The 20,004-nt window shown below is 72.9% G+C and carries 20 protein-coding genes; 15 read left to right on the top strand and 5 right to left on the bottom strand.

The annotated features are described in order from the left end of the window. Positions 1 to 68 precede the first annotated feature (68 nt). The 6 genes from ABIA38_RS22230 to ABIA38_RS22205 all read left to right on the top strand — a co-directional run bounded on the left by ABIA38_RS22230 (position 69) and on the right by ABIA38_RS22205 (position 4,627). Positions 69 to 527 carry a hypothetical protein gene (locus tag ABIA38_RS22230; RefSeq protein WP_424640497.1) on the top strand — a complete coding sequence of 153 codons (459 nt, stop codon included), beginning with the start codon at positions 69 to 71 and terminating at the stop codon, positions 525 to 527. Between the two features lie 4 nt (positions 528 to 531). Continuing rightward, the gene (locus ABIA38_RS22225) at positions 532 to 1,047 is read left to right on the top strand and encodes a thiol-disulfide oxidoreductase DCC family protein (RefSeq protein ID WP_424640496.1); all 516 of its coding nucleotides are present in this window, start codon (positions 532 to 534) and stop codon (positions 1,045 to 1,047) included. An 11-nt stretch (positions 1,048 to 1,058) separates the two neighbouring features. Next, positions 1,059 to 1,826, top strand: coding sequence for a TetR family transcriptional regulator (locus ABIA38_RS22220; protein WP_424640495.1), 768 nt, complete (start codon positions 1,059 to 1,061; stop codon positions 1,824 to 1,826). Between the two features lie 194 nt (positions 1,827 to 2,020). Further along, complete coding sequence (locus ABIA38_RS22215) at positions 2,021 to 2,638, top strand: HD domain-containing protein (RefSeq protein ID WP_424640494.1); 618 nt, start codon at positions 2,021 to 2,023, stop codon at positions 2,636 to 2,638. A 36-nt stretch (positions 2,639 to 2,674) separates the two neighbouring features. Next, positions 2,675 to 3,439, top strand: coding sequence for a nucleotidyltransferase domain-containing protein (locus ABIA38_RS22210; RefSeq protein WP_424640493.1), 765 nt, complete (start codon positions 2,675 to 2,677; stop codon positions 3,437 to 3,439). A 393-nt stretch (positions 3,440 to 3,832) separates the two neighbouring features. Continuing rightward, entirely contained in the window at positions 3,833 to 4,627 is a 795-nt protein-coding gene (locus tag ABIA38_RS22205; RefSeq protein WP_424640492.1) for an oxidoreductase, read from the top strand. Between the two features lie 48 nt (positions 4,628 to 4,675). Here the strand turns inward: ABIA38_RS22205 and ABIA38_RS22200 are convergent, their stop codons facing one another. From ABIA38_RS22200 to ABIA38_RS22190, 3 genes are all read right to left on the bottom strand, one after another. Further along, a complete protein-coding gene (locus ABIA38_RS22200) occupies positions 4,676 to 4,888 on the bottom strand; it encodes a hypothetical protein (protein ID WP_424640491.1) in 213 nt (70 codons plus the stop codon). 120 nt (positions 4,889 to 5,008) lie between these two features. Then, entirely contained in the window at positions 5,009 to 5,629 is a 621-nt protein-coding gene (locus tag ABIA38_RS22195; RefSeq protein ID WP_424640490.1) for a YigZ family protein, read from the bottom strand. A 99-nt stretch (positions 5,630 to 5,728) separates the two neighbouring features. After that, on the bottom strand, positions 5,729 to 6,622 hold the full coding sequence (locus ABIA38_RS22190) for a LysR family transcriptional regulator (RefSeq protein ID WP_424640489.1): 894 nt from the start codon (positions 6,620 to 6,622) through the stop codon (positions 5,729 to 5,731). Positions 6,623 to 6,759: 137 nt separating this feature from the next. On the opposite strand from ABIA38_RS22190, the gene ABIA38_RS22185 reads away from it, so the two are divergent. Together ABIA38_RS22185 and ABIA38_RS22180 are read left to right on the top strand one after the other, a co-directional pair. After that, positions 6,760 to 8,001, top strand: a complete 1,242-nt coding sequence (locus ABIA38_RS22185) for an MFS transporter (protein ID WP_424640488.1) — start codon at positions 6,760 to 6,762, stop codon at positions 7,999 to 8,001. Positions 8,002 to 8,055: 54 nt separating this feature from the next. Then, a complete protein-coding gene (locus tag ABIA38_RS22180; protein ID WP_424640487.1) occupies positions 8,056 to 8,469 on the top strand; it encodes a VOC family protein in 414 nt (137 codons plus the stop codon). 15 nt (positions 8,470 to 8,484) lie between these two features. Here the strand turns inward: ABIA38_RS22180 and ABIA38_RS22175 are convergent, their stop codons facing one another. Continuing rightward, a complete protein-coding gene (locus ABIA38_RS22175; RefSeq protein ID WP_424640583.1) occupies positions 8,485 to 9,174 on the bottom strand; it encodes a helix-turn-helix domain-containing protein in 690 nt (229 codons plus the stop codon). A 76-nt stretch (positions 9,175 to 9,250) separates the two neighbouring features. On the opposite strand from ABIA38_RS22175, the gene ABIA38_RS22170 reads away from it, so the two are divergent. Next, positions 9,251 to 9,472, top strand: coding sequence for a hypothetical protein (locus tag ABIA38_RS22170; RefSeq protein ID WP_424640486.1), 222 nt, complete (start codon positions 9,251 to 9,253; stop codon positions 9,470 to 9,472). 54 nt (positions 9,473 to 9,526) lie between these two features. Here the strand turns inward: ABIA38_RS22170 and tsaD are convergent, their stop codons facing one another. Further along, positions 9,527 to 10,600 (bottom strand): tRNA (adenosine(37)-N6)-threonylcarbamoyltransferase complex transferase subunit TsaD, encoded by a 1,074-nt coding sequence (gene tsaD / locus ABIA38_RS22165; RefSeq protein ID WP_424640485.1) that lies wholly within the window; start codon positions 10,598 to 10,600, stop codon positions 9,527 to 9,529. Between the two features lie 110 nt (positions 10,601 to 10,710). Here tsaD and ABIA38_RS22160 point away from each other — a divergent pair, with 110 nt between their 5' ends. The 6 genes from ABIA38_RS22160 to ABIA38_RS22135 all read left to right on the top strand — a co-directional run bounded on the left by ABIA38_RS22160 (position 10,711) and on the right by ABIA38_RS22135 (position 20,002). Further along, complete coding sequence (locus ABIA38_RS22160) at positions 10,711 to 12,993, top strand: excinuclease ABC subunit UvrA (protein WP_424640484.1); 2,283 nt, start codon at positions 10,711 to 10,713, stop codon at positions 12,991 to 12,993. Positions 12,994 to 13,051: 58 nt separating this feature from the next. Continuing rightward, on the top strand, positions 13,052 to 15,031 hold the full coding sequence (locus tag ABIA38_RS22155; protein WP_424640483.1) for a hypothetical protein: 1,980 nt from the start codon (positions 13,052 to 13,054) through the stop codon (positions 15,029 to 15,031). Between the two features lie 160 nt (positions 15,032 to 15,191). Continuing rightward, positions 15,192 to 17,960: a DEAD/DEAH box helicase gene (locus ABIA38_RS22150; RefSeq protein WP_424640582.1), complete on the top strand. Its 2,769-nt coding sequence runs from the start codon at positions 15,192 to 15,194 to the stop codon at positions 17,958 to 17,960. After that, positions 17,957 to 18,790 carry an SWIM zinc finger family protein gene (locus ABIA38_RS22145; RefSeq protein ID WP_424640482.1) on the top strand — a complete coding sequence of 278 codons (834 nt, stop codon included), beginning with the start codon at positions 17,957 to 17,959 and terminating at the stop codon, positions 18,788 to 18,790. The genes ABIA38_RS22150 and ABIA38_RS22145 overlap by 4 nt, the downstream gene beginning before the upstream one ends. A 67-nt stretch (positions 18,791 to 18,857) precedes the next feature. After that, the gene (locus tag ABIA38_RS22140; RefSeq protein ID WP_424640481.1) at positions 18,858 to 19,562 is read left to right on the top strand and encodes an HAD family hydrolase; all 705 of its coding nucleotides are present in this window, start codon (positions 18,858 to 18,860) and stop codon (positions 19,560 to 19,562) included. Beyond that, entirely contained in the window at positions 19,562 to 20,002 is a 441-nt protein-coding gene (locus ABIA38_RS22135) for an NUDIX domain-containing protein (RefSeq protein ID WP_424640480.1), read from the top strand. The genes ABIA38_RS22140 and ABIA38_RS22135 overlap by 1 nt, the downstream gene beginning before the upstream one ends. The last annotated feature ends 2 nt before the right edge of the window (positions 20,003 to 20,004 follow it).

The raw sequence follows: 20,004 nt of genomic DNA, 5'->3' as shown, positions 1-20,004 counted from the left end.
CGCGTTCAAAAACAGGTCTAGAGTCACTCGCGTCGCTCGATTTGAACACGTTCAAAAAGGAGCCGGTCATGGATATGACCGTTGTCACCTACGCCATCTACCTGCTCGTCAGCATCGGCCTCACCGTGTGGGTGGCCCGCACGCTGAGCCGCAACGGACAGGTCTTCCTGCACGACGTCCTGCATGGCCGCGACGACCTCGCCGCCGCCGTCAACCACCTCCTGGTGGTCGGCTTCTACCTGGTCAACCTCGGCTTCGTCGCGCTCTACCTGCGGATCGGCGACGCCGTCGAGGACACCCGCGGCTCGGTCGAGGCGTTGTCCGTCAAGCTCGGTACCGTGCTGCTCGTACTGGGGGTCCTGCACCTGCTCAACGTCTACGTGCTGAGCCGGATCCGGCAGCGCGGCCTCGCCGACGAGATCGACTCGGACGCGAACCGGGCCCGCCGGGCGCAGAAGGTCGCCGCTCGGGACTGGGGTCCGCCGATCGCGCCCCAGGGCAACACCCGACCGGCGCCCGGGGTCTGACCCGATGACCGCCACCCCGCAGAACTCCGCGCCGGGCCGATCGGAGGGGACGGCCCGGCGCGGTGCCCCCGCCCCGCCGCAACCGCTGCGCCGGATCACCGTCCTCTACGACGCAGAGTGCCCGCTGTGTCGGGCGCTGTCCGGTTGGCTCGCGCAGCAACCGGCCCTGATCGCCGTCGACCTGCTGCCCGCCGACTCGCCGCGGGCGCACAACCGATTCCCCGAGCTCGACCATGCCGCGACGGTGCGCGAAATCACCGTGGTGGGCGGCTCCGGGGAGGTGTGGACCGGCGCCGCCGCGTGGGTGACGGTGTTGTGGGCGCTACGCGGCTACCGGCGGTTGTCCCGGCGGCTCGGCACACCGGTGGGGATGCCGATGGCCCGGGCCGCCGTACTGGCCGCGGCCCGGATCCGGGCGGTCACCCGCGCCGATCCGCTGCCGCCGGAGACGGACCACGATCCCTACCGGGAAGCATGGACGATCGTCGCGTGTACCGAGCGGTGCGAACTCGACCATTAGCCTTGCCTCTCGTGGAGCACGTGGCAGGCACCGAAGCAGCGAACCCGGCCGACGACGACGCCAAGCGGGACCGGGGCGGCCGGCCCGGCAAGAGCGAGCAGACGCGGTCTCTGATCCTGGAGACCGCGCTGCGGCTGTTCCGCGAACGCGGCTACGACAAGACCACGATGCGGGCCATCGCCCAGGAGTCCGGGGTCTCGGTCGGCAACGCCTACTACTACTTCGGCTCCAAAGAGCACCTGATCCACGGCTTCTACGACCGGGTCACCCAGGAGCACATCGCCCGTGCCCGGCAGGACCTGCGCGGGGTCCGCGACTTCGGCGACCGGCTCCAGGCGGTGCTGACCGCGTGGCTGGACACGGCCGAGCCGTACCACACGTTCGCCGTGCAGTTCTTCCGCAACGCCGCCGACCCGGAGAGCCCGCTCAGCCCGTTCTCCGCCGAGTCGTATCCGATCCGCGAGCAGGTCACCGAGCTCTTCGCGGACGTGCTGCGCGGCTCGTCGTTGCGGATCGACGACGAACTCGCCGAGTTGTTGCCCGAACTGCTGTGGCTGCACCTGATGGGCATCGTGTTGTTCTGGGTCTACGACCGCACCCCCGACAGCGCCAAGACGCGCGCGTTCGTCGCCCGCACCACGCCGATGGTGAATCGGGTGATCACCCTCTCCCGGTACAAGGTGTTCCGGCCACTGGTGCGCGACGCCGAGCGGTTGATCCGCGACTACATCGTGCCCGAGGGCCTGGCCGCGGCCGACCGGCCCGCCGACGCTCGATAGACCCGGACCGAGGATCCGGCCCGTGGTGTGGTCGAGCCCACCGGGGCGGTCTTCGGCGGGAGTGCATTGCATATCGTGGACGCGTCCGTGCCCCCACCGTGCCGCGTGCCGACACCCGTTATGCGCCGGTCACCGCGCTCGCGGAACGGTGATGCGATCCGGACGCCGCCCGACCGTACGACCGAGGAGTTCCCTTGTCCGGTGTTCCGCCCTTCCCGCCCACCGACCCGCGCCTGGCCGCGCAGCTCGGCTTCGTCCTGGAGATCGACCGGCTCAAGGGCGTGATCCGGCGCAACCTGATCGCGGACGCGTCGCGACGGGAGAACACCGCCGAGCACTCGTGGCACCTGGCCATGCTGGCCGGGATCCTGGCCGAGCACGCGGCGGCGGACGTGGACGTCTCGCGGGTGATGCGCATGTTGCTGATCCACGACCTGGTCGAGATCGACGCGGGCGACACCTTCTACTACGACCGCGTCGCCGAGGCGGACCAGGCCGAGCGCGAGGAAAAGGGCGCGGACCGCATCTTCGGCCTGCTGCCCGCCGAGCAGGGCGCCGAACTGCGGGCCCTGTGGACCGAGTTCGAGGCCCGGGAGACCCCCGACGCACGATTCGCCAAGGCGGTCGACCGGTTCCAGCCGTGCCTGCTCAACTTCCACACCGAGGGCGGCACCTGGCGTGAGTACGACCTCACCCGCACCGAGGTACTGGCCAAGCAGGGCAGCACCATCGCGGACGGCTCGCCCTCGTTGTGGGCCTACACCCGAGAGCTGATCGACGAGGCGGTCACGCGCGGCTACCTGCGGCCTTGACCCGGCCCGCGGCCGGCGCCTTGTAACCTCGTCCCCATGATCGGAGACACCGCCTTCACCACGCTCGTCACCGAACGGCTCGCCGCACTGCCCGGGGTCGCCGCCGTCGCGCTCGGCGGGTCGCGCGCCCAGGGCACCCACCGGCCGGACAGCGACTGGGACTTCGCGGTCTACTACGGGGACGGCTTCGGCCCGGACGCGGTCCGCGGCCTCGGCTGGCCCGGCGAGGTGTCGGAGTTCGGCGGCTGGGGCGGCGGGGTGTTCAACGGCGGCGCGTGGTTGACCGTGGCGGATCGTCCGGTCGATCTGCACTATCGCGAACTCGCGGCGGTGGAACGGGAGTTGGCCGAGGCGCGGGCGGGTCGCTTCGGCATCGAGCGGCTGTTGTTCCACCTCGCGGGGGTGCCGACCTACCTGGTGGTCGCCGAACTCGCGGTCAACCGGGTGTTGTTCGGCGACCTGCCGCGCCCGTCCTACCCGGCGGCGCTGCGCCGGGCGGCGCACACCCGGTGGGGCGACGACGCCCGGCTGACCCTGACCTACGCGGAGCACGCGCACGCCCCTCGGGGCCATGTCACCGATGTCGCGGGCGCGATCGGGCGCGCGGCGTGCGAGGCGGCGCACGCGGTGTCGGCCGGGCGCGGCGAGTGGGTGACCAACGAGAAGACCCTGCTCGACCACGCCGGCCTGCGCGAGGTGGACACGATCGCGGCCGGCTTGACCCCGTCGACCCTGCCCACCGCGATCACCGAAACCCGCGCCCTTCTCGACGCGGCACTGTCGGCAAGCCGACCCACCTGATCCGACACCCCCTCGCCCGCTGCGCCTCCGCTTCCCCGACCACCGTCCGAATCAGGCCGCCAACCGGCCGCAGCGCTTCCGCCGCCTCGCGGCGACCTTCCCACCCACACAGGCCCCGGCACGCACGCCGCCGCCCCCCAACACCGCCCTGCGCCGCCCTCTCCGCGCGCACCGCCCTGCACCGCCCTCTCCTCCCGCGCCACCGCGCGCCGCCCTCTCCGCGCCACGCCGCACGCCCTGCCCTCCCCCCCGCACCGCCCCGCGCCCTCTCCGCGCCACACCGCTCTGCGCCGCGCCGCCCTCCCCGCGCCGCACCCACACCCGCACCGCCGCGCCGAACGCGACGGCGGATTTCCGCCAGACGTGATCTATCCGCGCCGCAACAATTAAGCCATGAACTTGAACCTGAAGAACAAGGTCGTCGTGGTCACCGGCGGCAGCAAGGGCATCGGCCTGGCGATCGTGCGCGGCTTCGCCGAGCAGGGCGCCCGGGTGGTCGCCGGCAGCCGCCGGGTCTCCCCCGAACTGGCCGAACTGCGCGCGGAGTTCGGCGTCCTCCCGGTGGCCGCCGAGTTGGCCCACCCGGACGGCCCGGCCGAACTGGTCCAGACCGCGCTCGACGCGCACGGCGGGCTGGACATCCTGGTCAACAACGTCGGAGCGAGCGCGCCCACACCCTCGATCATCGACGTCGAGGACGCCGAATGGCAGCGCATCCTCGAGATCAACCTGTTCAGCGCGATCCGCGCGACCAGGGCCGCGATGCCCGCGATCCTGGCCGCCGGGGGCGGCGCAGTGATCAACATCGGCTCGGTCAACGCCCATGTGCCGGCCCGGTCGGTGGTGCACTACTCGGTCGCGAAGGCCGCACTGACCGCCTACTCGAAGTCGCTCGCCGAGGAGTTCGGCCCACAGGGAGTGCGCGTGAACACCGTCTCGCCCGGCCCGGTCCGTACTCCGCTGTGGACCGACCCCGGGCAGTTCGCCGACCTGATGGCCGCCGAGGCGGGCACCACCGCCCAGGCGTTCCTGGACGAGGTGCTGCCGCAGGCGATGGGGGTGCTCACCGGTCGGATGTCCGAGCCGCACGAGATCGCCGACCTGGTGGTGTTCCTGGCCTCGGAGCGGGCCGCGAGCATCGTGGGCGCCGACTACGTCATCGACGGGGGCATGCTGAAGGGGCTCTGAGGTCGCGGGCGGGCGAGCAGGTCGCCGGCGCCCGGGTCGCCCCAGGGGTCACGCGCTGCCCGCCGGTGGGATCGTCACGCCGTATTCCCGCGCGGCGTGCAGCGCCTCCTCCAATTCGTCGAGCGCCGGCGACAGCCCGACCGTGTCGTGCGCGTCACTCGCCTCGGACAACACCGAACGGGCCCGAATCACCCGCTCCCGCACCGCCCGGGCGATCTCCGCCTGGTCGATCGCCGGCTTCTCGTCGTATCCAGCCGTCATCACTTCCTCATTTCCCGCAGCCCCCGTGCGAGTACCCGTACACCCATTGGTGTTCCGACCTGGGGCGGGTTTCAACCGGAACGGGGGCGTACCGGCGCGAGAAGTGCGTCACGACATGTTTCAACGCGCGTCGACCTCGACGAACGTGCGCCCTGTCTCGTGCGCGCTCGCCCGCCCGCCGGTCAGGTCGGTCAACCGGGCCACGAAGCGGTCCCGGTCCGGCTCGGGGACGCAGACGTCGATCGCCACCTCGGCGCCGTAGCGGATGTCGCGCACCTCGTGGCCGAGCCCGCGCAGGTCGTTCTCCAGGCGGCCGGCGTGGGCGTGGTCGACGTCCACGGTCAGCACCAGCATCGGGCGCAGCTCGACCACGCCGACCGCGTCCACCGCTTCGGTCACCGCCGAGCCGTAGGCCCGGATCAGGCCGCCGGCGCCGAGCATGATGCCGCCGAAGTAGCGGGTGACCACCGCGACCGTCTCGGTCAGCTCGCGGCGGCGCAACACCTGGAGCATCGGCGCGCCCGCCGTGCCGGACGGTTCGCCGTCGTCGTACGCCTTCTCCTGACCGCCGGCGATCCACGCCGAGCAGTTGTGCCGCGCGGACGCATGCAGCACCCGGCGGCGGGCCAGGAACGCCTGGGCCTCGGCGTCGGTGGACACCCGAGCGAGCGCGCACAGGAAGCGGGACCGGCGCACCTCGATCTCGACCTCACCTTCAGACTTGATGGTGAGCAGCGGCATGGCGCGGTCCTTCGGTCTGGGATCGGCCGACGCACGCACGGCATGGCCCGTCGGGTTCGGGTTCGGGCTCGTCGAAATGACGGCTTCGTCGATGGATCGTCATGCCGGTACGACGAGCCCGGCGGACGCGTCGACGAACGCGCGCAGCAGCGCGGTCTCGTGCCCGTTTCGCCAGGCGACCGTGACCGCCGACTCGGGCAGCCCGGTCACCGGGACGAACGCGACGTCGGGCCGCCCGTTGTAGCCCGCGAACTGGTCGCAGAACAGCATGACTCCCTGATCCGCCGCGATCAGCGAAAGCACTTCCTGGAGGGTGCCGGCGCCCGGCCCGCGCGGGATCGGCCGCCCGCCGGGGGTCACCGTCGGCGACTGGAGTTCGCGCCAGGGCGCGGGCGCGGGGCCGGCGATCTCGACGAACGCGCACTCCGCGAGTTCCTCGGCGTCCACCTGGGCGCGGCGTGCGAACGGATGCCGCGTGGAGACGCCGAGCACCAGCGGGTCGGCGGCCACCACCGGACCGATGCCGAGCGCGGGGTCGGCCACCGGCAGGGTCACGAACGCCGCGTCGATCTCGCCGCGCAGGAGCGGGCCGAACGGATCCGACAGCGGCATCTCGACCAGTTCGGCACGGGCCTGCGGATGCCGGGTCCGAAAGTCGCCGACCAGGTCGAGCAGGACGCCGTACGGGGTGCCGACGAAGCCGATCCGCAGCACGCCCTCGATCCCCCGGGCGCGCGCGTGGGCCCGGTCCACGGCACCGATGACGGCGGCGTACGCGGGGCCGAGGTCGGCCAGGAACCGCTCCCCCTGCGGAGTGAGCCGGACCCGGCGGCTGCTGCGCTCGAACAGCCGGGTGCCGATCCGGTCCTCCAGTTGCCGGAGCAGTTGGCTGACCCGGGCCTGCGACGTGTACAACCGGGCTGCGGTGCGGGTGAAGTGCAGTTCCTCGCTCAGCACGACGAAGCACTCCAACTCGCGGAACTCGACACTCATCCGCGTTCTCCTCCCACCGGGGCCGCGGCCCCGGTCGGGTCGCTCGTCTGCTCCGACCTGCGAGCATAAGCCAGGCTTGTGCTCGCATGCGATCTTCGCCGTTGTTCGGCGCCCGGGGCGCGACCAGGGTGGACGACATGTCCGACACCATGTCCGATCCGGTCGCCGAGCCAGGATCGTCCGCTTCCCCGTCCCCCGATCGAACTTCCGTCCAGGCTCCCGAGGCCGCGTCGCCGCGCGCGTGGTTCTCGGTCGGCGCGATCGCGGTGGGCACGTTCGCCGTGGTCAGCACCGAGATGTTGCCGGTCGGCCTGCTCACCCCGATCTCGTCCGACCTGCATGTCTCCGACGGCACCACCGGGCTGGCCATGACGCTGGCCGCGGTGATCGCCGGCATCGCCTCGCCGACCGTGCTGGTCGCCGCCGGGCGGGTGGATCGGCGGATCGTGCTCGCCGCGATGATGATCGTGCTGCTGGCGTCCAATGCGATCAGCGCACTCGCGCCGAACTTCGCCACGCTGCTGGTCGCCCGGATCCTGGTGGGCACCAGCATCGGTGGCTTCTGGGCGATCGGCGCGAGCCTGCCGGTGCGATTGGTGCCCGCCCACTCGGTCGGCCGGGCCGGCGCGTTGATCTTCGGCGGGGTGTCCGTGGCCTCGGTGGTCGGCGTACCGGTCGGCACGATGATCGGTGAATGGGCGGGCTGGCGGATTGCGTTCGCCGCGATGGGGGTGCTCAGCGCGGCCGTCCTGGTCGCCCTGCTGATCCTGCTGCCGCCGCTGCCCGCCGACCGGGCCGTGCGGTTCGGCGAGATCCCGGCGCAGTTGCGGCGCGGCAGTGTGCTGGCCGGCACCGTGGCGCTGGTCCTGATGATCGCCGGGCACTTCGGTGCGTACACCTACGTGCGGCCGATCCTGGAAAACATCGGCGACCTGGGCCCGGGTCCGATCGGCGGACTGCTGCTCGGCTACGGCGTGGCGGGTGTGCTGGGCAACGTGGTGGCCGGCGCCTATGCGACCCGGCCGCCGCACCTGAACCTGGCGTTGTCCGCCGGGGTGCTGACGGCGGCGGTGGTATTGCTCGCGGTGGTGGGTTCGTGGACGCCGGGGACGGTGGTGGCGATGCTCGCGTGGGGGCTCGCGTACGGCGCGGTGCCGGTCGCGTTGCAGACGTGGGTGTTGCGGGCGGCGCCGGACGCGCCGGAGGCGGCCTCGGCGGTGTTCGTCTCCGGCTTCCAGCTCGCCATCGCGGCCGGTTCGCTGCTCGGCGGGGTGGCGGTGGACACGGTGGCCACGGCGAGTGTGTTGTGGTTCGGCGCGGCGCTCGGTGCGGCGACCGTGCTGCTGGCGCTGGTGTGGGGCCGTCGGGTGAAGTTGTGATCGTGTCCGATTCGTTCAAGATCGCGAGTGGATGGGCCGGCTAGCGTTGCGGACATGACTTCTCGTTCGCTTCGTTTCCACTTCATCGGGCTCGTGGTCGCCGACATGGCCGCGTCGCTCGCCTTCTACCGGGCCCTGGGTCTGGACATCCCCGCCGAGGCGGATGCCGCGCCGCATGTCGAGGTGACGCTGCCGGGCGGCCCGCTGCTGGTCCTGGACACGGTCGCCACGGTGCGCTCGTTCGACCCGAACTGGACCACGCCGAGCGGTGATTCGCGGGCCGGGCTGGCCTTCGCGTGTGCCGACCCGGCCGAGGTCGACAGGGTCTACGGCGAGCTGGTCGCGGCCGGGTACGAGGGCCACATGGCGCCGTGGGACGCGTTCTGGGGTCAGCGGTACGCGGTCCTGCACGACCCGGACGGGAACGGCGTGGACCTGCTGGCGCCACTGCCGGGCGCGGCGCAGTAGCCGGGCGCGCCCGGGTCAGGTCAGCAGGGTGCGCAGCGGTACGCCGGTCAGCGCCTTGACGTCGCGGGAGAAGTGGGCCTGGTCCGCGTAGCCCGCGTCGGCGGCGACCCGGGCGGCCGGGAAGCCGGCGCGGGCCAGGTCGAGCGCACGTTCCAGGCGCAGTACCCGGGCGAGCGTCTTGGGGCCGTAGCCGAACGCGGTGAGCGAACGGCGGTGCAGTTGGCGCTCGCTCAGGTTCAGGCCGGCCGCGACCGTGGCGATCCCGGCGCCGGCCCGCAGTTCGCCGACCACGGCGCGGGTGAATCGGGCCGTGTCCGGGTCGCGATCGCGCAGCCGGTCGGCGGCCAGTCGCTCCAGCAACGCCGCCGGGTCGGCGGCGGCGGCGATCCGCTCGGTGCACAGCCGTGCCCGGTACGCGCCCCACACGTCGGCCAGCGGGACCCGGCGATCGCGCAACGCGTCGGCGGGCAGCCCGAACAGGTCGGGTCCGACGCCGGGGGCGCAGCGCACCGCCGTGTAGCGCGTTCCCGGCCGGTCGGTCGAGGCCTCATGGGCGACGGTGTCCGGGCCGGTGACGATCAGTTCGTCGCCGGTCCAGATCAGGTCCATACATCCGTCGGGCAGCACCCGACCGCGGCCGGCCGTCTCGACGGTGCGGGTCCACACGACCAGTGGCGCAAGCCGGGAACGATGTTCGACGTACACGTCTTCCAGTATCCCCATGGTGTCGGCGGTACGGTTGAGGCCTCACCGGGCACGGCCTGAGCAGGCAGGGGCAGCCATGGACAAGCAGCGCAAGCGCACCCACTCGGCACCGAAGCGCGCGCACCACGAACCGGTCGATCCGGCCGCCGACCAGGCCGCGCGAACCGCCCGCTGGGGCAAGCTCCCGGACCGCCCGGACCCGGCCGCGCTGGTCGAGGAGCAGCCGGCCGACCCGCCCAACGACCCGGACTTCGGCCGCAACCCGGACCGCGACTGGATGTTGCGCTACACCCCTTGAATCCGGGAACGCCGCGCCGGACGCCGTTCGGCGGGCGCGGGCCGGCGTCCCGGCTCAGCCGGCTTTGCGGCCGGCTGTCGCCACCGGGTGCAGGGAGGCGTATTCCAGGGGGGCCGATGGGTCGATGGATACGTCGAGGGGGGCCGGGGTGGTGCCGGCACGGATCAGCAGGTCACCGACCGCGGCGATCATCGCGCCGTTGTCGGTGCACAGGCGCGGGGGCGGCACCCGCAGGGTGATGCCCGCCGCCGCGCAACGTTCCGCGGCCAGGGAGCGGACTCGGGAGTTGGCCGCGACGCCGCCGACCACGATCAGGGTGCGTACGTCGTGGTCGAGGCACGCGGCGACCGCCTTGCGGGTGAGGACGTCGGCAACCGCCTCCTGGAGTGCGGCGGCGCCGTCCGCGACCGGCAACTCGCCGCCGCCGGCGCGCGAGCGCTCGGCCCAGCGGGCGGCGGCGGACTTGAGGCCGGAGAAGGAGAACGCGTACGGGTCGTCGCGCGGGCCGGTCAGCCCGCGCGGGAAGGCGACGGCGCGCGGATCGCCGTCCCGGGCGGCCCGGTCGATGGCCGGCCCGCCCGGGTAGGGCAGCCCGAACACCCGGGCGACCTTGTCGAAGCACTCCCCCGCCGCGTCGTCGAGGGTGTCGCCCAGGTGCACGATCCGGTCGTGGGCGAAGTCGCGCACCAGCAGCAGCGAGGTGTGCCCGCCGGAGACGATCAGCACGACGCACGGATTCGGCAGCGGGCCGTGTTCGAGGGTGTCCGCGGCCACGTGTCCGGCCAGGTGGTGCACCCCGTACAGCGGCACGTCCAGAGCCAGTGCGAACCCCTTCGCGGCGGCCACGCCGACCTGGAGCGCGGTGGCCAGGCCCGGTCCCGTGGTCACCGCGACCGCGCCGATGTCGCTCCGACGCAGGCCCGCCGCGTCCAGCGCGGCGCGCACGGTCGGGGTGACCGAGTGCACGTGCGCGCGGGCCGCGATCTCCGGTACCACGCCGCCGAATCGGGCGTGTTCGGCCATGCTGGTGGCGACCGCGTGCCCGAGCAGGCGGCCGTCCCGGACCAGGCCGACGCCGGTCTCGTCGCAGGACGATTCGATGCCGAGCACGATGGGGGATGCGGTCATGGGTCGAGCCTAGTGCCGGGCCGGGCCTACTTGCACATGGGTCGCAATAGCGCCGTCGGCTCGGGAATCCCTGACCGGATGTGTCAGGGATACCCTCGTACGTTCGCGGCATGAACTACGACCACATCGTGATCACCGGCGCCCGGGAACACAATCTCAAGGACGTCTCGCTGCGTATCCCGAAGAACCGGATCGTGGTGTTCACCGGGGTCTCCGGCTCCGGCAAGTCGTCCATCGTGTTCGACACGATCGCGGTCGAGTCGCAGCGGCAACTCGCGGAGACCTACCCGGCGTTCATCCGCAACCGGCTGCCCAGGCACGAGCGGCCGGACGCGGACACGATCGAGCATCTGTCCACCGCGATCGTGGTCGACCAACGCCCGATCGGCGGCAATTCGCGCTCCACGGTGGGCACGATGACCGACATCCATCCGCTGCTGCGGGTGTTGTTCTCCCGGCACGGCACACCGTCGGCGGGGCCGTCCAACCACTACTCGTTCAACGACCCGAACGGGATGTGCCCGACCTGCGACGGCCTCGGGCGCACCGTGCGGCTGAACCTGGACGCGCTGATCGACCCGACCAGGTCGATCCGGGAGGGCGCGATCCGACACCCGGGGTTCGCCGTCGGCGGTTGGCAGTGGCAGCTGTACGCACACCACGGCCTTTACCCCACCGATGTCCCGGTGGGCACCTTCACCGACGAGCAGCGGCGGCTGTTCCTGCACGGCACCGGCGCCAAGGTGGAGATCGTCAACAACAACGGCCGGCACCACATCGACTACGAGGGCCTGGTCGACCGGTTCAATCGGCTCTATCTCAAGCGGGACACCTCCGGGCTGGCCGAGAAGAGCCGCGAGACGATCAACCGGTTCGTCGTCGAGGGGCCGTGCCCGGACTGCGCGGGCGCCCGGTTGAACGAGGCGGCGCGGAGGTCGCTGATCGAGGGGCGGTCGTTGGCGGACTACGCGGCCCTGGAGATCGCCGACCTGGTCGAGGTGCTGACCGGGCTGGCCGATCCGATCGCCCGCCGGGTGGCCCGGCCGGCGGCGGTCGCGTTGGAGCGGATCGTCGCGATCGGGCTCGGCTACCTGCATCTGGACCGGCCCACCTCGACGGTGTCCGGTGGTGAGGGGCAGCGGTTGAAGATGGTGCGCTATCTGGGGTCGAGCCTGACCGGGATGACGTACATCTTCGACGAACCGAGTGTGGGCCTGCATCCGCGCGACGTGGTGCGGCTCAACGATCTGCTCACCCGGCTGCGGGACAAGGGCAACACGGTCCTGGTGGTCGAGCACGATCCGGACGTGATCGCGATCGCGGACCACGTGGTCGACGTCGGGCCCGGGGCGGGCATCCGCGGCGGCACGATCGTGTTCGAGGGCGACTTCGCCGCGCTGCGCGCCGCCGATTCGCCGACCGGGCTGGCGTTGCGCCGGGCGTCCTCGCTCAAGCCGAGTGTGCGCGTGCCCACCGGCGCGCTGGCCATCCGCGGCGCGAACCTGCACAACCTGCGTGACGTCGACGTGGACATCCCCACCGGCGTACTCACCGTGGTCACCGGTGTCGCGGGCTCGGGCAAGAGCACGCTGATCTCGGACGTGTTGGTCGGGGCGCATCCGGACGCGGTGGTGGTCGACCAGTCGGGGGTGGGGATCTCCTCGCGCTCGACGCCCGCGACCTACGTCGGCGTGCTGGACCCGGTGCGCAAGTTGTTCGCCAAGGCCAACGGTGTCGACCCGGGGTTGTTCACCTTCAACTCGACCGGCGCCTGCCCGGAGTGCGAGGGGCGCGGGGTGATCCGGACCGACATGGCGTTCATGGACCCGGTCACCACACGCTGCGAGGCGTGCCGGGGAAGGCGGTTCCGGGAGGCGGTGCCGGCCTACCGACTGCGCGGCAAGTCGATCGTCGACGTGCTCGCGCTGACCGCGGAGGAGGCGGTGGGCTACTTCACCGAGCGGGTGTTGCGCGCCCGGGTGGACTCGCTGGTCGCGGTCGGGCTCGGCTATCTGACCCTGGGTCAGCCGCTGAGTTCGTTGTCCGGGGGCGAGTTGCAGCGGCTCAAGCTGGCGAGCGAGCTGCACAAGAGCGGCACTGTGTACATCCTCGACGAGCCGACCACCGGGCTGCACATGTCCGATGTCGAGACGCTGATCCGGTTGTTCGACCGGCTCGTGGACGCGGGCAACACGGTCGTGGTGGTCGAGCACAATCCGGACGTGGTCAAGCGCGCCGATCATGTGATCGACCTGGGCCCGGGTGGCGGCAAACACGGCGGCACGATCGTGTTCGAGGGCACCCCGGCCGAGTTGGTCAAGGCGGAGGACTCGGCCACCGCGCACTTCCTGCGCGCCGCGTTGGCCACCGCCGAGGCGGCGCGGCGGAGGTGACCGGGCCGGGGGCGGGGGCGGCCGGGGCGGCGTCGGCGCGGCGCGATAGGGATGGCCCATGGCAAACACGACTGTTGATCCCTGGGGCTCGTGGTTCCCCGGGGCGATGTCCGGCCTGCTCACCGGCATGGGGATGTGGCAGCGAGAGGTGTCGACGGGCTTCGAGCGGGTCGCCGGCTACCTGGCCGGCAGTTGGGATCCGCCGGCCGACGCGGACGGGCCGGGATACGTCGGCGACGGGTCCTGGCCGGCGCTGATCGGTCGGATCGGCGCCGTCGCGCTGCGCGCGGCGGCGCCCTCGACCGGGCCCGAACACCGTGCGGCGCTGCTGGGCCTGCTCGAGGTCTGGGCCGAGACCGTGTTCGCGGATCCGACGGCCCGGTTGCGGATCGGGACCGCGCGGGCCGACGCCAAGGCGGTGCGGGACGAGCGAGGGGCCACCGTCGCCACCTCTTGGCCGCACGACGGGCGCTGCGCGGTGCTCCAGGTGCGCGCCGGGGACGCCGATCCGCCGGAGTTCGGCACGCCGACCGACTGGGTCGAGGTGCCGCGCGGTTGGGGCGACGCGGCGCAGCTTCGCCGGCTGGTCGCACTCGTGCGCGAGCGTGGCCCGATGCCCTGGGATCCGGCGGCGGCCCGGCGCCTTGCCGAGGCGACCGGCCTGTCCCGGGCGGCGAGCGTGCTGGTCCTGGTCGGCGATGCCGGGGGGATCCGGACGATCAAGCCGCTGAGCACCGAGCAGCGCCGACTGCTCGGTCTCGGTCAGGCCGAAGCCGCGGCCGGCTACGACGAGTTGCGTCGGCTGACCGAACCGGACCGGCTGGAGTTGTTCGCCCGGGCCCTGCCCGACGACCCCGCCGAGTTGTGGGAGCCGACCGGCCCGGATGCGTTGGCCGGCCGGATCGGCGCCGCGTGGCGGGACCGGTTCGGGCGCGCGGTCGCCGCGCCGGAGGCGACGATCGCGGTACTGGCCGAGCTGGACCACGTCACGCTGCACACCCCCGCCGCGCAGATCTGCGCGGCCTTCCTGGCCCCGGACACCCACGAGTTGACCAGCCGGGACCACGATCCCTGGCTGGCGGACGGGCTCGGTGGGGCGTACTGCACCAGCGAGGAGCAGGGGATCCGCTGGTTCGAGGAGTTCCTGAAGGCGATCGGTGGCGCGCTGCCGATCATCTACGCCGAACTGCCCGCCGGGGACCCGGTGCGCGCCGGGCTGCCCGCGGTGGTCGCGCAACTGCGGGCCCGGTTCGAGCATCCGGGGCTGCTGTTGGACGCCGGGTACACCGTGGGCTTCAGCAATTCCTTCGACGAGCTGCGGGCCCGGTTCGGGGATCGGCCCTTCGTCGGGCGGTTCCCGCTGGAGACGCGGAGTTTCGACGACGGCCTGACCGTCGCCACCCGCGCGGAGCCCACCGAACGCGATCCGAAGCCGAGCACGCGGCTGTATTTCCGCCCCGCCCGCTACGGCGACGACGAGCGCTCGGCGCTGCTGCGCGAGCTGGCCTCGAACGGCTCGCCGGTCCGCGATGCGGTGGACATGTTGCGCGGCGACTGGTGCACACGGGTGCTGGATCGGGTGGCCGGCGACGCGCTGCCGGTCGGCGCGTACGAGAGCAACCCGGCGGCAAGCGCGCCGGAGACGGTGGCAAGGGTGGCCAAGGCGCTGGGGGTGGGCAACGACGCCGCCGCGCTCCATCTGCAACTGCTCGCCCTGGAGCGGCCCACGGATCGGCGGGTTCGGCTGTGGAACGGGTGGACCGCCGCCCGGCACCGGGACGCGGCGGCGGCGCTCCTGGACGCGGGGGTGGTGGTCGCGGACCAGCGGGCGCGGGCCGGTCGCGGGGTGTTCCTGCCGGGCGGCTGGGCCAAGGCCCGCAAGCCGTGGTGGCCGATGGAGGTGTGGAAGGCGAACGTGCTCGGCGTGCGGTTGATCGGCGACCAGGTCTGGGCCGCCCGCGACACCTGGCAGCTGACCCTGCCCGAGTTGTTCGCGCACGTGTGGGACCTGGTCGAGCGGGGTGCGGGACCGGCCTGACCGCCGAGAGGAATTGGGTACGCCGTACGAGGGCGACTCCGGATGTTGTACGGTACGGCATACGGAGTTGCCCGAGGCGAAGCTGGTCCGCGTCGGGACGAGAGAGTGGCGGGCGAGCCCGGCGCCCCGCGGCGCGCCCGACGACCCAGGAGCAGCGAACATCGCCACCCGCAGCACGCCCGCCCCGACCGAACTGATCCGACACGCGGCCACCTTCGCCCCGGCCGATCCGCCACGCGCCGGCACCGTCGCGTTCTGGCCGTACCCCGGCGGCCCCGACACGATCACCGTGCTCGCCGCCGACGGCACCGAGCACACCCACCCCGCCGTACGAGTGCCGGTCGCCGACGCGGTGCGGCTGCTCTCCCGGGCCCGCCGGGCCGCCGACGCGCATCCGGCGGCGGCGTTCTGGGGCGCGGCCACCGTGCTCGCCCTGCAACTGGTGGCGCGCGGACGGATGGTGCCCGGCCTGTCCCCCCAGGACCACGACGCGTGGCGGGCCGGGCCGCTGGACGCCGCCGACGTGGACCGGGTGCGGGCGCTCGCCGACGCGATGCCGGGCGAGGCGCGGGCGATCCCGACCGCCGGCGGCGGGCTGTTGCCCGAGGCGGCTCCGTTGGTCCAGGCCTTCCTGGACGCGGTCGCCGACACCATGCCGCGCACCGCCGCCGCGCCGCGGGCGAACGGGAGCACCGCGTTCGCCGGCGCCGAGCCGCACCGGCTGCCCGCGCTGCGCGGGTGGTCGGACGAGGTGGCCGCCGGGATCGACACGGGCGTGCGGATCTCGCTGCGCCTGGAGACGTACGACGTGGCCCACGCGCCGTTTCGGGCCGTGGTCCAGGTGCACTCGCTCGCCGACCCGGGTGTGGTGATCGACGCGGACACCCTGTGGACCGGCACCGATCCCCGGTTCGGCGACCGCGCCCGGCGGGACGTGCTGCTCGCGCTGCGCCGGGCCGCGCGGGTGTGGCCCGCCCTGGAGCCGCTGCTTGGCGCCGGTGTGCCGGACCGGGTGGTGGTCGGCGACGACGACCTCGGCGCGCTGCTCGGTGCGGCGACCGCCCGGCTGGCCGCGGCCGGCGTCGAGGTGCACTGGCCGCGCGAGCTGATCCGCGATCTGACCGCCAGGGCCGTGCTCGGCGCCGACGAGCACGCACCCCGGGACCTGCGCGCCTTCCTCGGCGGCCACACCACACTCGGCTTCGACTGGCAACTCGCGCTCGGCGGCGAGCCGTTGACCGCCGCCGAACTGGACGCGCTGGCCGAGTCGCACCGGCCGGTGGTGCGGCTGCGCGACCGGTGGGTGGTGGTCGATCCGACCCTGGTGGCCAAGGCCCGCAACCGCTCGATCAAGTCGCTGACCCCGATCGAGGCGCTGACCGCGGCGCTGACCGGCACCGCCGAGGTCGAGGGCCGGCGGCTCGAGGTGGCCACCTCGGCATGGCTGGACGAACTGCGTGCGCGGATCGCCGACCCGGACGCGGGCGAGCCGATCGGGCCGCCCGCCACGCTCGCCGCGACGCTGCGCGACTACCAGTTGCGCGGCCTGCACTGGCTGGACCGGATGACCGCGCTCGGCCTGGGTGGTTGCCTGGCCGACGACATGGGCCTGGGCAAGACCGTCACGCTGATCGCGCTGCACCTGCACCGCGCCGAGCACCCGGCCGATCCCGCCGACGCGGGGCCGACCCTGGTGGTCTGCCCGGCCTCGCTGCTCGGCAACTGGGAGCGGGAGATCCGCCGGTTCGCCCCCGGCACCCCGGTGCGCCGCTTCCACGGCGGCGCCCGCACCCTGGCCGACCTCGACGCCGGATTCGTGCTGACCACCTACGGCACGATGCGCCGGGACGCGGCGGACCTGGCCGAGGTGCCGTGGGGCCTGGTGGTCGCCGACGAGGCGCAACACGTCAAGAACCACACGTCCGCCACCGCCAAGGCACTGCGCCGCATCCCCGCCCGGGCCCGGATCGCGCTGACCGGCACGCCGGTGGAGAACCGGCTGGTCGAACTGTGGGCCATCCTCGACTGGACCACCCCGGGCCTGTTGGGCAACGCGGCCGCGTTCCGACGCCGCTGGGTCAAGCCGGTGGAGGCGGATCGGGACGGGCCGACCGCCGAGCGGCTCGCCCGGCTGGTCGCGCCGTTCCTGCTCCGCCGGCGCAAGTCCGACCCGGGCATCGCGCCCGAGTTGCCCGCCAAGACCGAGACCGATCAGCCGGTCTCGCTCACCCGCGAGCAGGTCGGGCTGTACGAGGCGGCGGTGCGCGAGGCGCTGGCCGAATTGCGCGACGCCGAGGGGATGGCCCGGCGCGGGCGGATCGTCCGGCTGCTCACCGGCCTCAAACAGATCTGCAACCACCCGGCGCAATACCTCAAGGAGCACGATCCCCGCCTGGACGGCCGCTCCGGCAAGCTGGAACTGCTCGACGAACTCCTCGACACCATCCTCGCCGAGGACGGCGCGGTGCTGGTCTTCACCCAATATGTGACCATGGCCCGGCTGCTCGCAAAGCATCTGGACGCGCGCGGCATCGGCAATCACCTCCTGCACGGCGGCACCACGCCCGCCCGCCGCGAAGAGCTGGTCGACCGCTTCCAGGCCGGCGAGGTACCGGTGTTCCTGCTCTCCCTCAAGGCGGCCGGCACCGGGCTCAATCTCACCCGTGCCGACCATGTCGTGCACTACGACCGCTGGTGGAACCCGGCCGTCGAGGAGCAGGCCACCGACCGTGCGTACCGGATCGGCCAGATGCGGCCGGTCCAGGTGCACCGGTTCATCGCCGAGGGCACCATCGAGGACCGGATCGCCGAGATGTTGCGCGACAAGCGCACGCTCGCCGACTCGGTGCTCGCCGGCGGCGAGGCCGCGCTGACCGAACTCTCCGACACACAACTCGCGGACCTGGTCGAGCTCAGGAGTGCCCGATGACCGCCGAATCCGCCCGTACCTTCCCCGCGTTCGCGCCGCGCCGGGCCCGTGGCATCGGCGCGGTCACCTGGTGGGGCCGTGCCTGGACGGACGTGCTTGAGGGCGCCGCGCTGGCGCACGAGCCGCTGCGCCGGGGGCGGACGTACGCAAACTCCGGGCTGGTCGGCGCGATCACCGTCGGGCCGGGCCGGATCGTCGCGTCGGTGGCCGACACGGACGGCGCGCGGTATCGGACCGAGCTGCGCGTCGAGCCGTTCGACGACGCGGGCTGGGCCCGACTGCTGGACGAGGTGGGCGCGCGGGCCGGGCATCTGGCCGCGCTGCTCGATCGGGACCTGCCGCGCGACCTGGTCGCCGCCGCTGCGGACGCCGAGCTGCCGCTGCTCCCGGAGATCGGCGAGTTGGACACCGAATGCGGCTGTCCCGGCTGGGAGTTGCCCTGTCGGCATGCCGCCGCGCTGGGCTATCAGGCGGCCTGGCTGCTGGACGCGGATCCGTTCGTGTTGTTCCTGCTGCGCGGGCGGGACGAGCGGGACTTCCTGGACCGGTTGCGCGAGCGGTCGGCGCGGGCCGGCGCGGTGGGGGTGGCCGCCCGGGACGCGTACCGACCGGCCGACACGTTGCCCGCCGATCCGCCGCCGGTGCGCGAACCCGCCGTACTGCTCCGGGTCGCGCCCGCGCCCGGGATCCCGGCCGGTGTGCTGGAGTCGCTGGCCGCCGAGGCCGCGCACCGGGCCCGGGCACTGCTCGCGGAACTCGACGCGGCGCCCGACCACGCGGGGTCCGACGGCCCGATCCAGGGGCCGCCCGCGGGTCGGATATCCCGATGATCTCGGCCGGCACTCGCCCTAGGATGAGCGCCGCAGTGTCGCCGATCGGACAGGGATGAATCGAACCATGCACACGCCCACGGGCTCCCCTCGTCAGGTGCTGATCTTCGACGCGGACGACACGCTCTGGGAGAACAACATCCTGTTCGAGCGGGTCATCGACGCCTACCTCGACTGGGTCGCCCGGCCCACCCTGGACCGGACCCGGGTCCGGTCGCTCCTGGACGAGGTCGAGGCCGCGAACGCGCTCACCCACGGCTACGGCAGCAAGGTGTTCGTCCGCAGCCTGGGTGAGACCCTGGAGCGGCTGAACGCCCGCCCGGCCACCGACGCGGAACTGCGCCACATCGACGAGTTGGCGGTCGTACTCCTGCGGAACCGGGTCGAACTCGTGCCCGGCGTGGTCGAGACGCTCACCACGCTCGGCGCCCGGCACGACCTGATGTTGCTCACCAAGGGCGACACCGAGGAGCAGCAGCGCAAGATCGACGCGTCGGCACTGGCCCACCACTTCCGCAGCACGCACATCGTGCCGGAGAAGGGCGTCGACGCCTACCTGGACCTGACCCGCGCGCACGACCTGGTGCCGGCCACCACGTGGATGATCGGGAACTCCCCCAAGTCGGACATCCTGCCCGCGCGCGGCGCGGGTCTGGGCGCGGTGTTCATCCCCAACGCGCACACCTGGGTCCTGGAGCAGAGCGAGCTGGATCCGCTCGACGACCGGGTGCTGACCCTGACCGCGTTCCCCGAGTTGCTGAAGCACTTCTGATGACGGCGAACCGGCCGGCCGGCCCCTCCGTGTCGTGTGCCTTCATCTGCCACGACGGCGCCGGTCGGGTGTTGCCGGCCCGCCGATCGAGCGCCGCGCGCGACGAGGCGGGCACGTGGGACACCGGCGCGGGTGCGCTGGAGTGGGGTGAGACGTTCGAGGCGGCGGTGACGCGCGAAGTGCGCGAGGAGTACGCCGTCGAGGCCCGCTCGATCGAGCAGCTCGGGGTGCGCAACGTGTTGCGCGGGGAACCGATCGCCTCGCACTGGGTCGCGGTGGTGTTCGCGGTGCGGGTCGATCCGGACCGGGTCGCGATCGGCGAGCCGCGCAAGTTCGACGCGCTGGAGTGGTTCGCGCCGGACGCGCTGCCGGCCCCGCTGCACTCGCAGTGCGGGGCCGGGTTGGCGCTGTTTCGGGAGTGGCAGGACCGCAGCCGATAGCA

This window comes from Embleya sp. AB8 (genome assembly GCF_049739465.1).
Lineage (GTDB): Bacteria > Actinomycetota > Actinomycetes > Streptomycetales > Streptomycetaceae > Embleya.
This window is presented reverse-complemented; position numbering and strand designations above follow the sequence as displayed.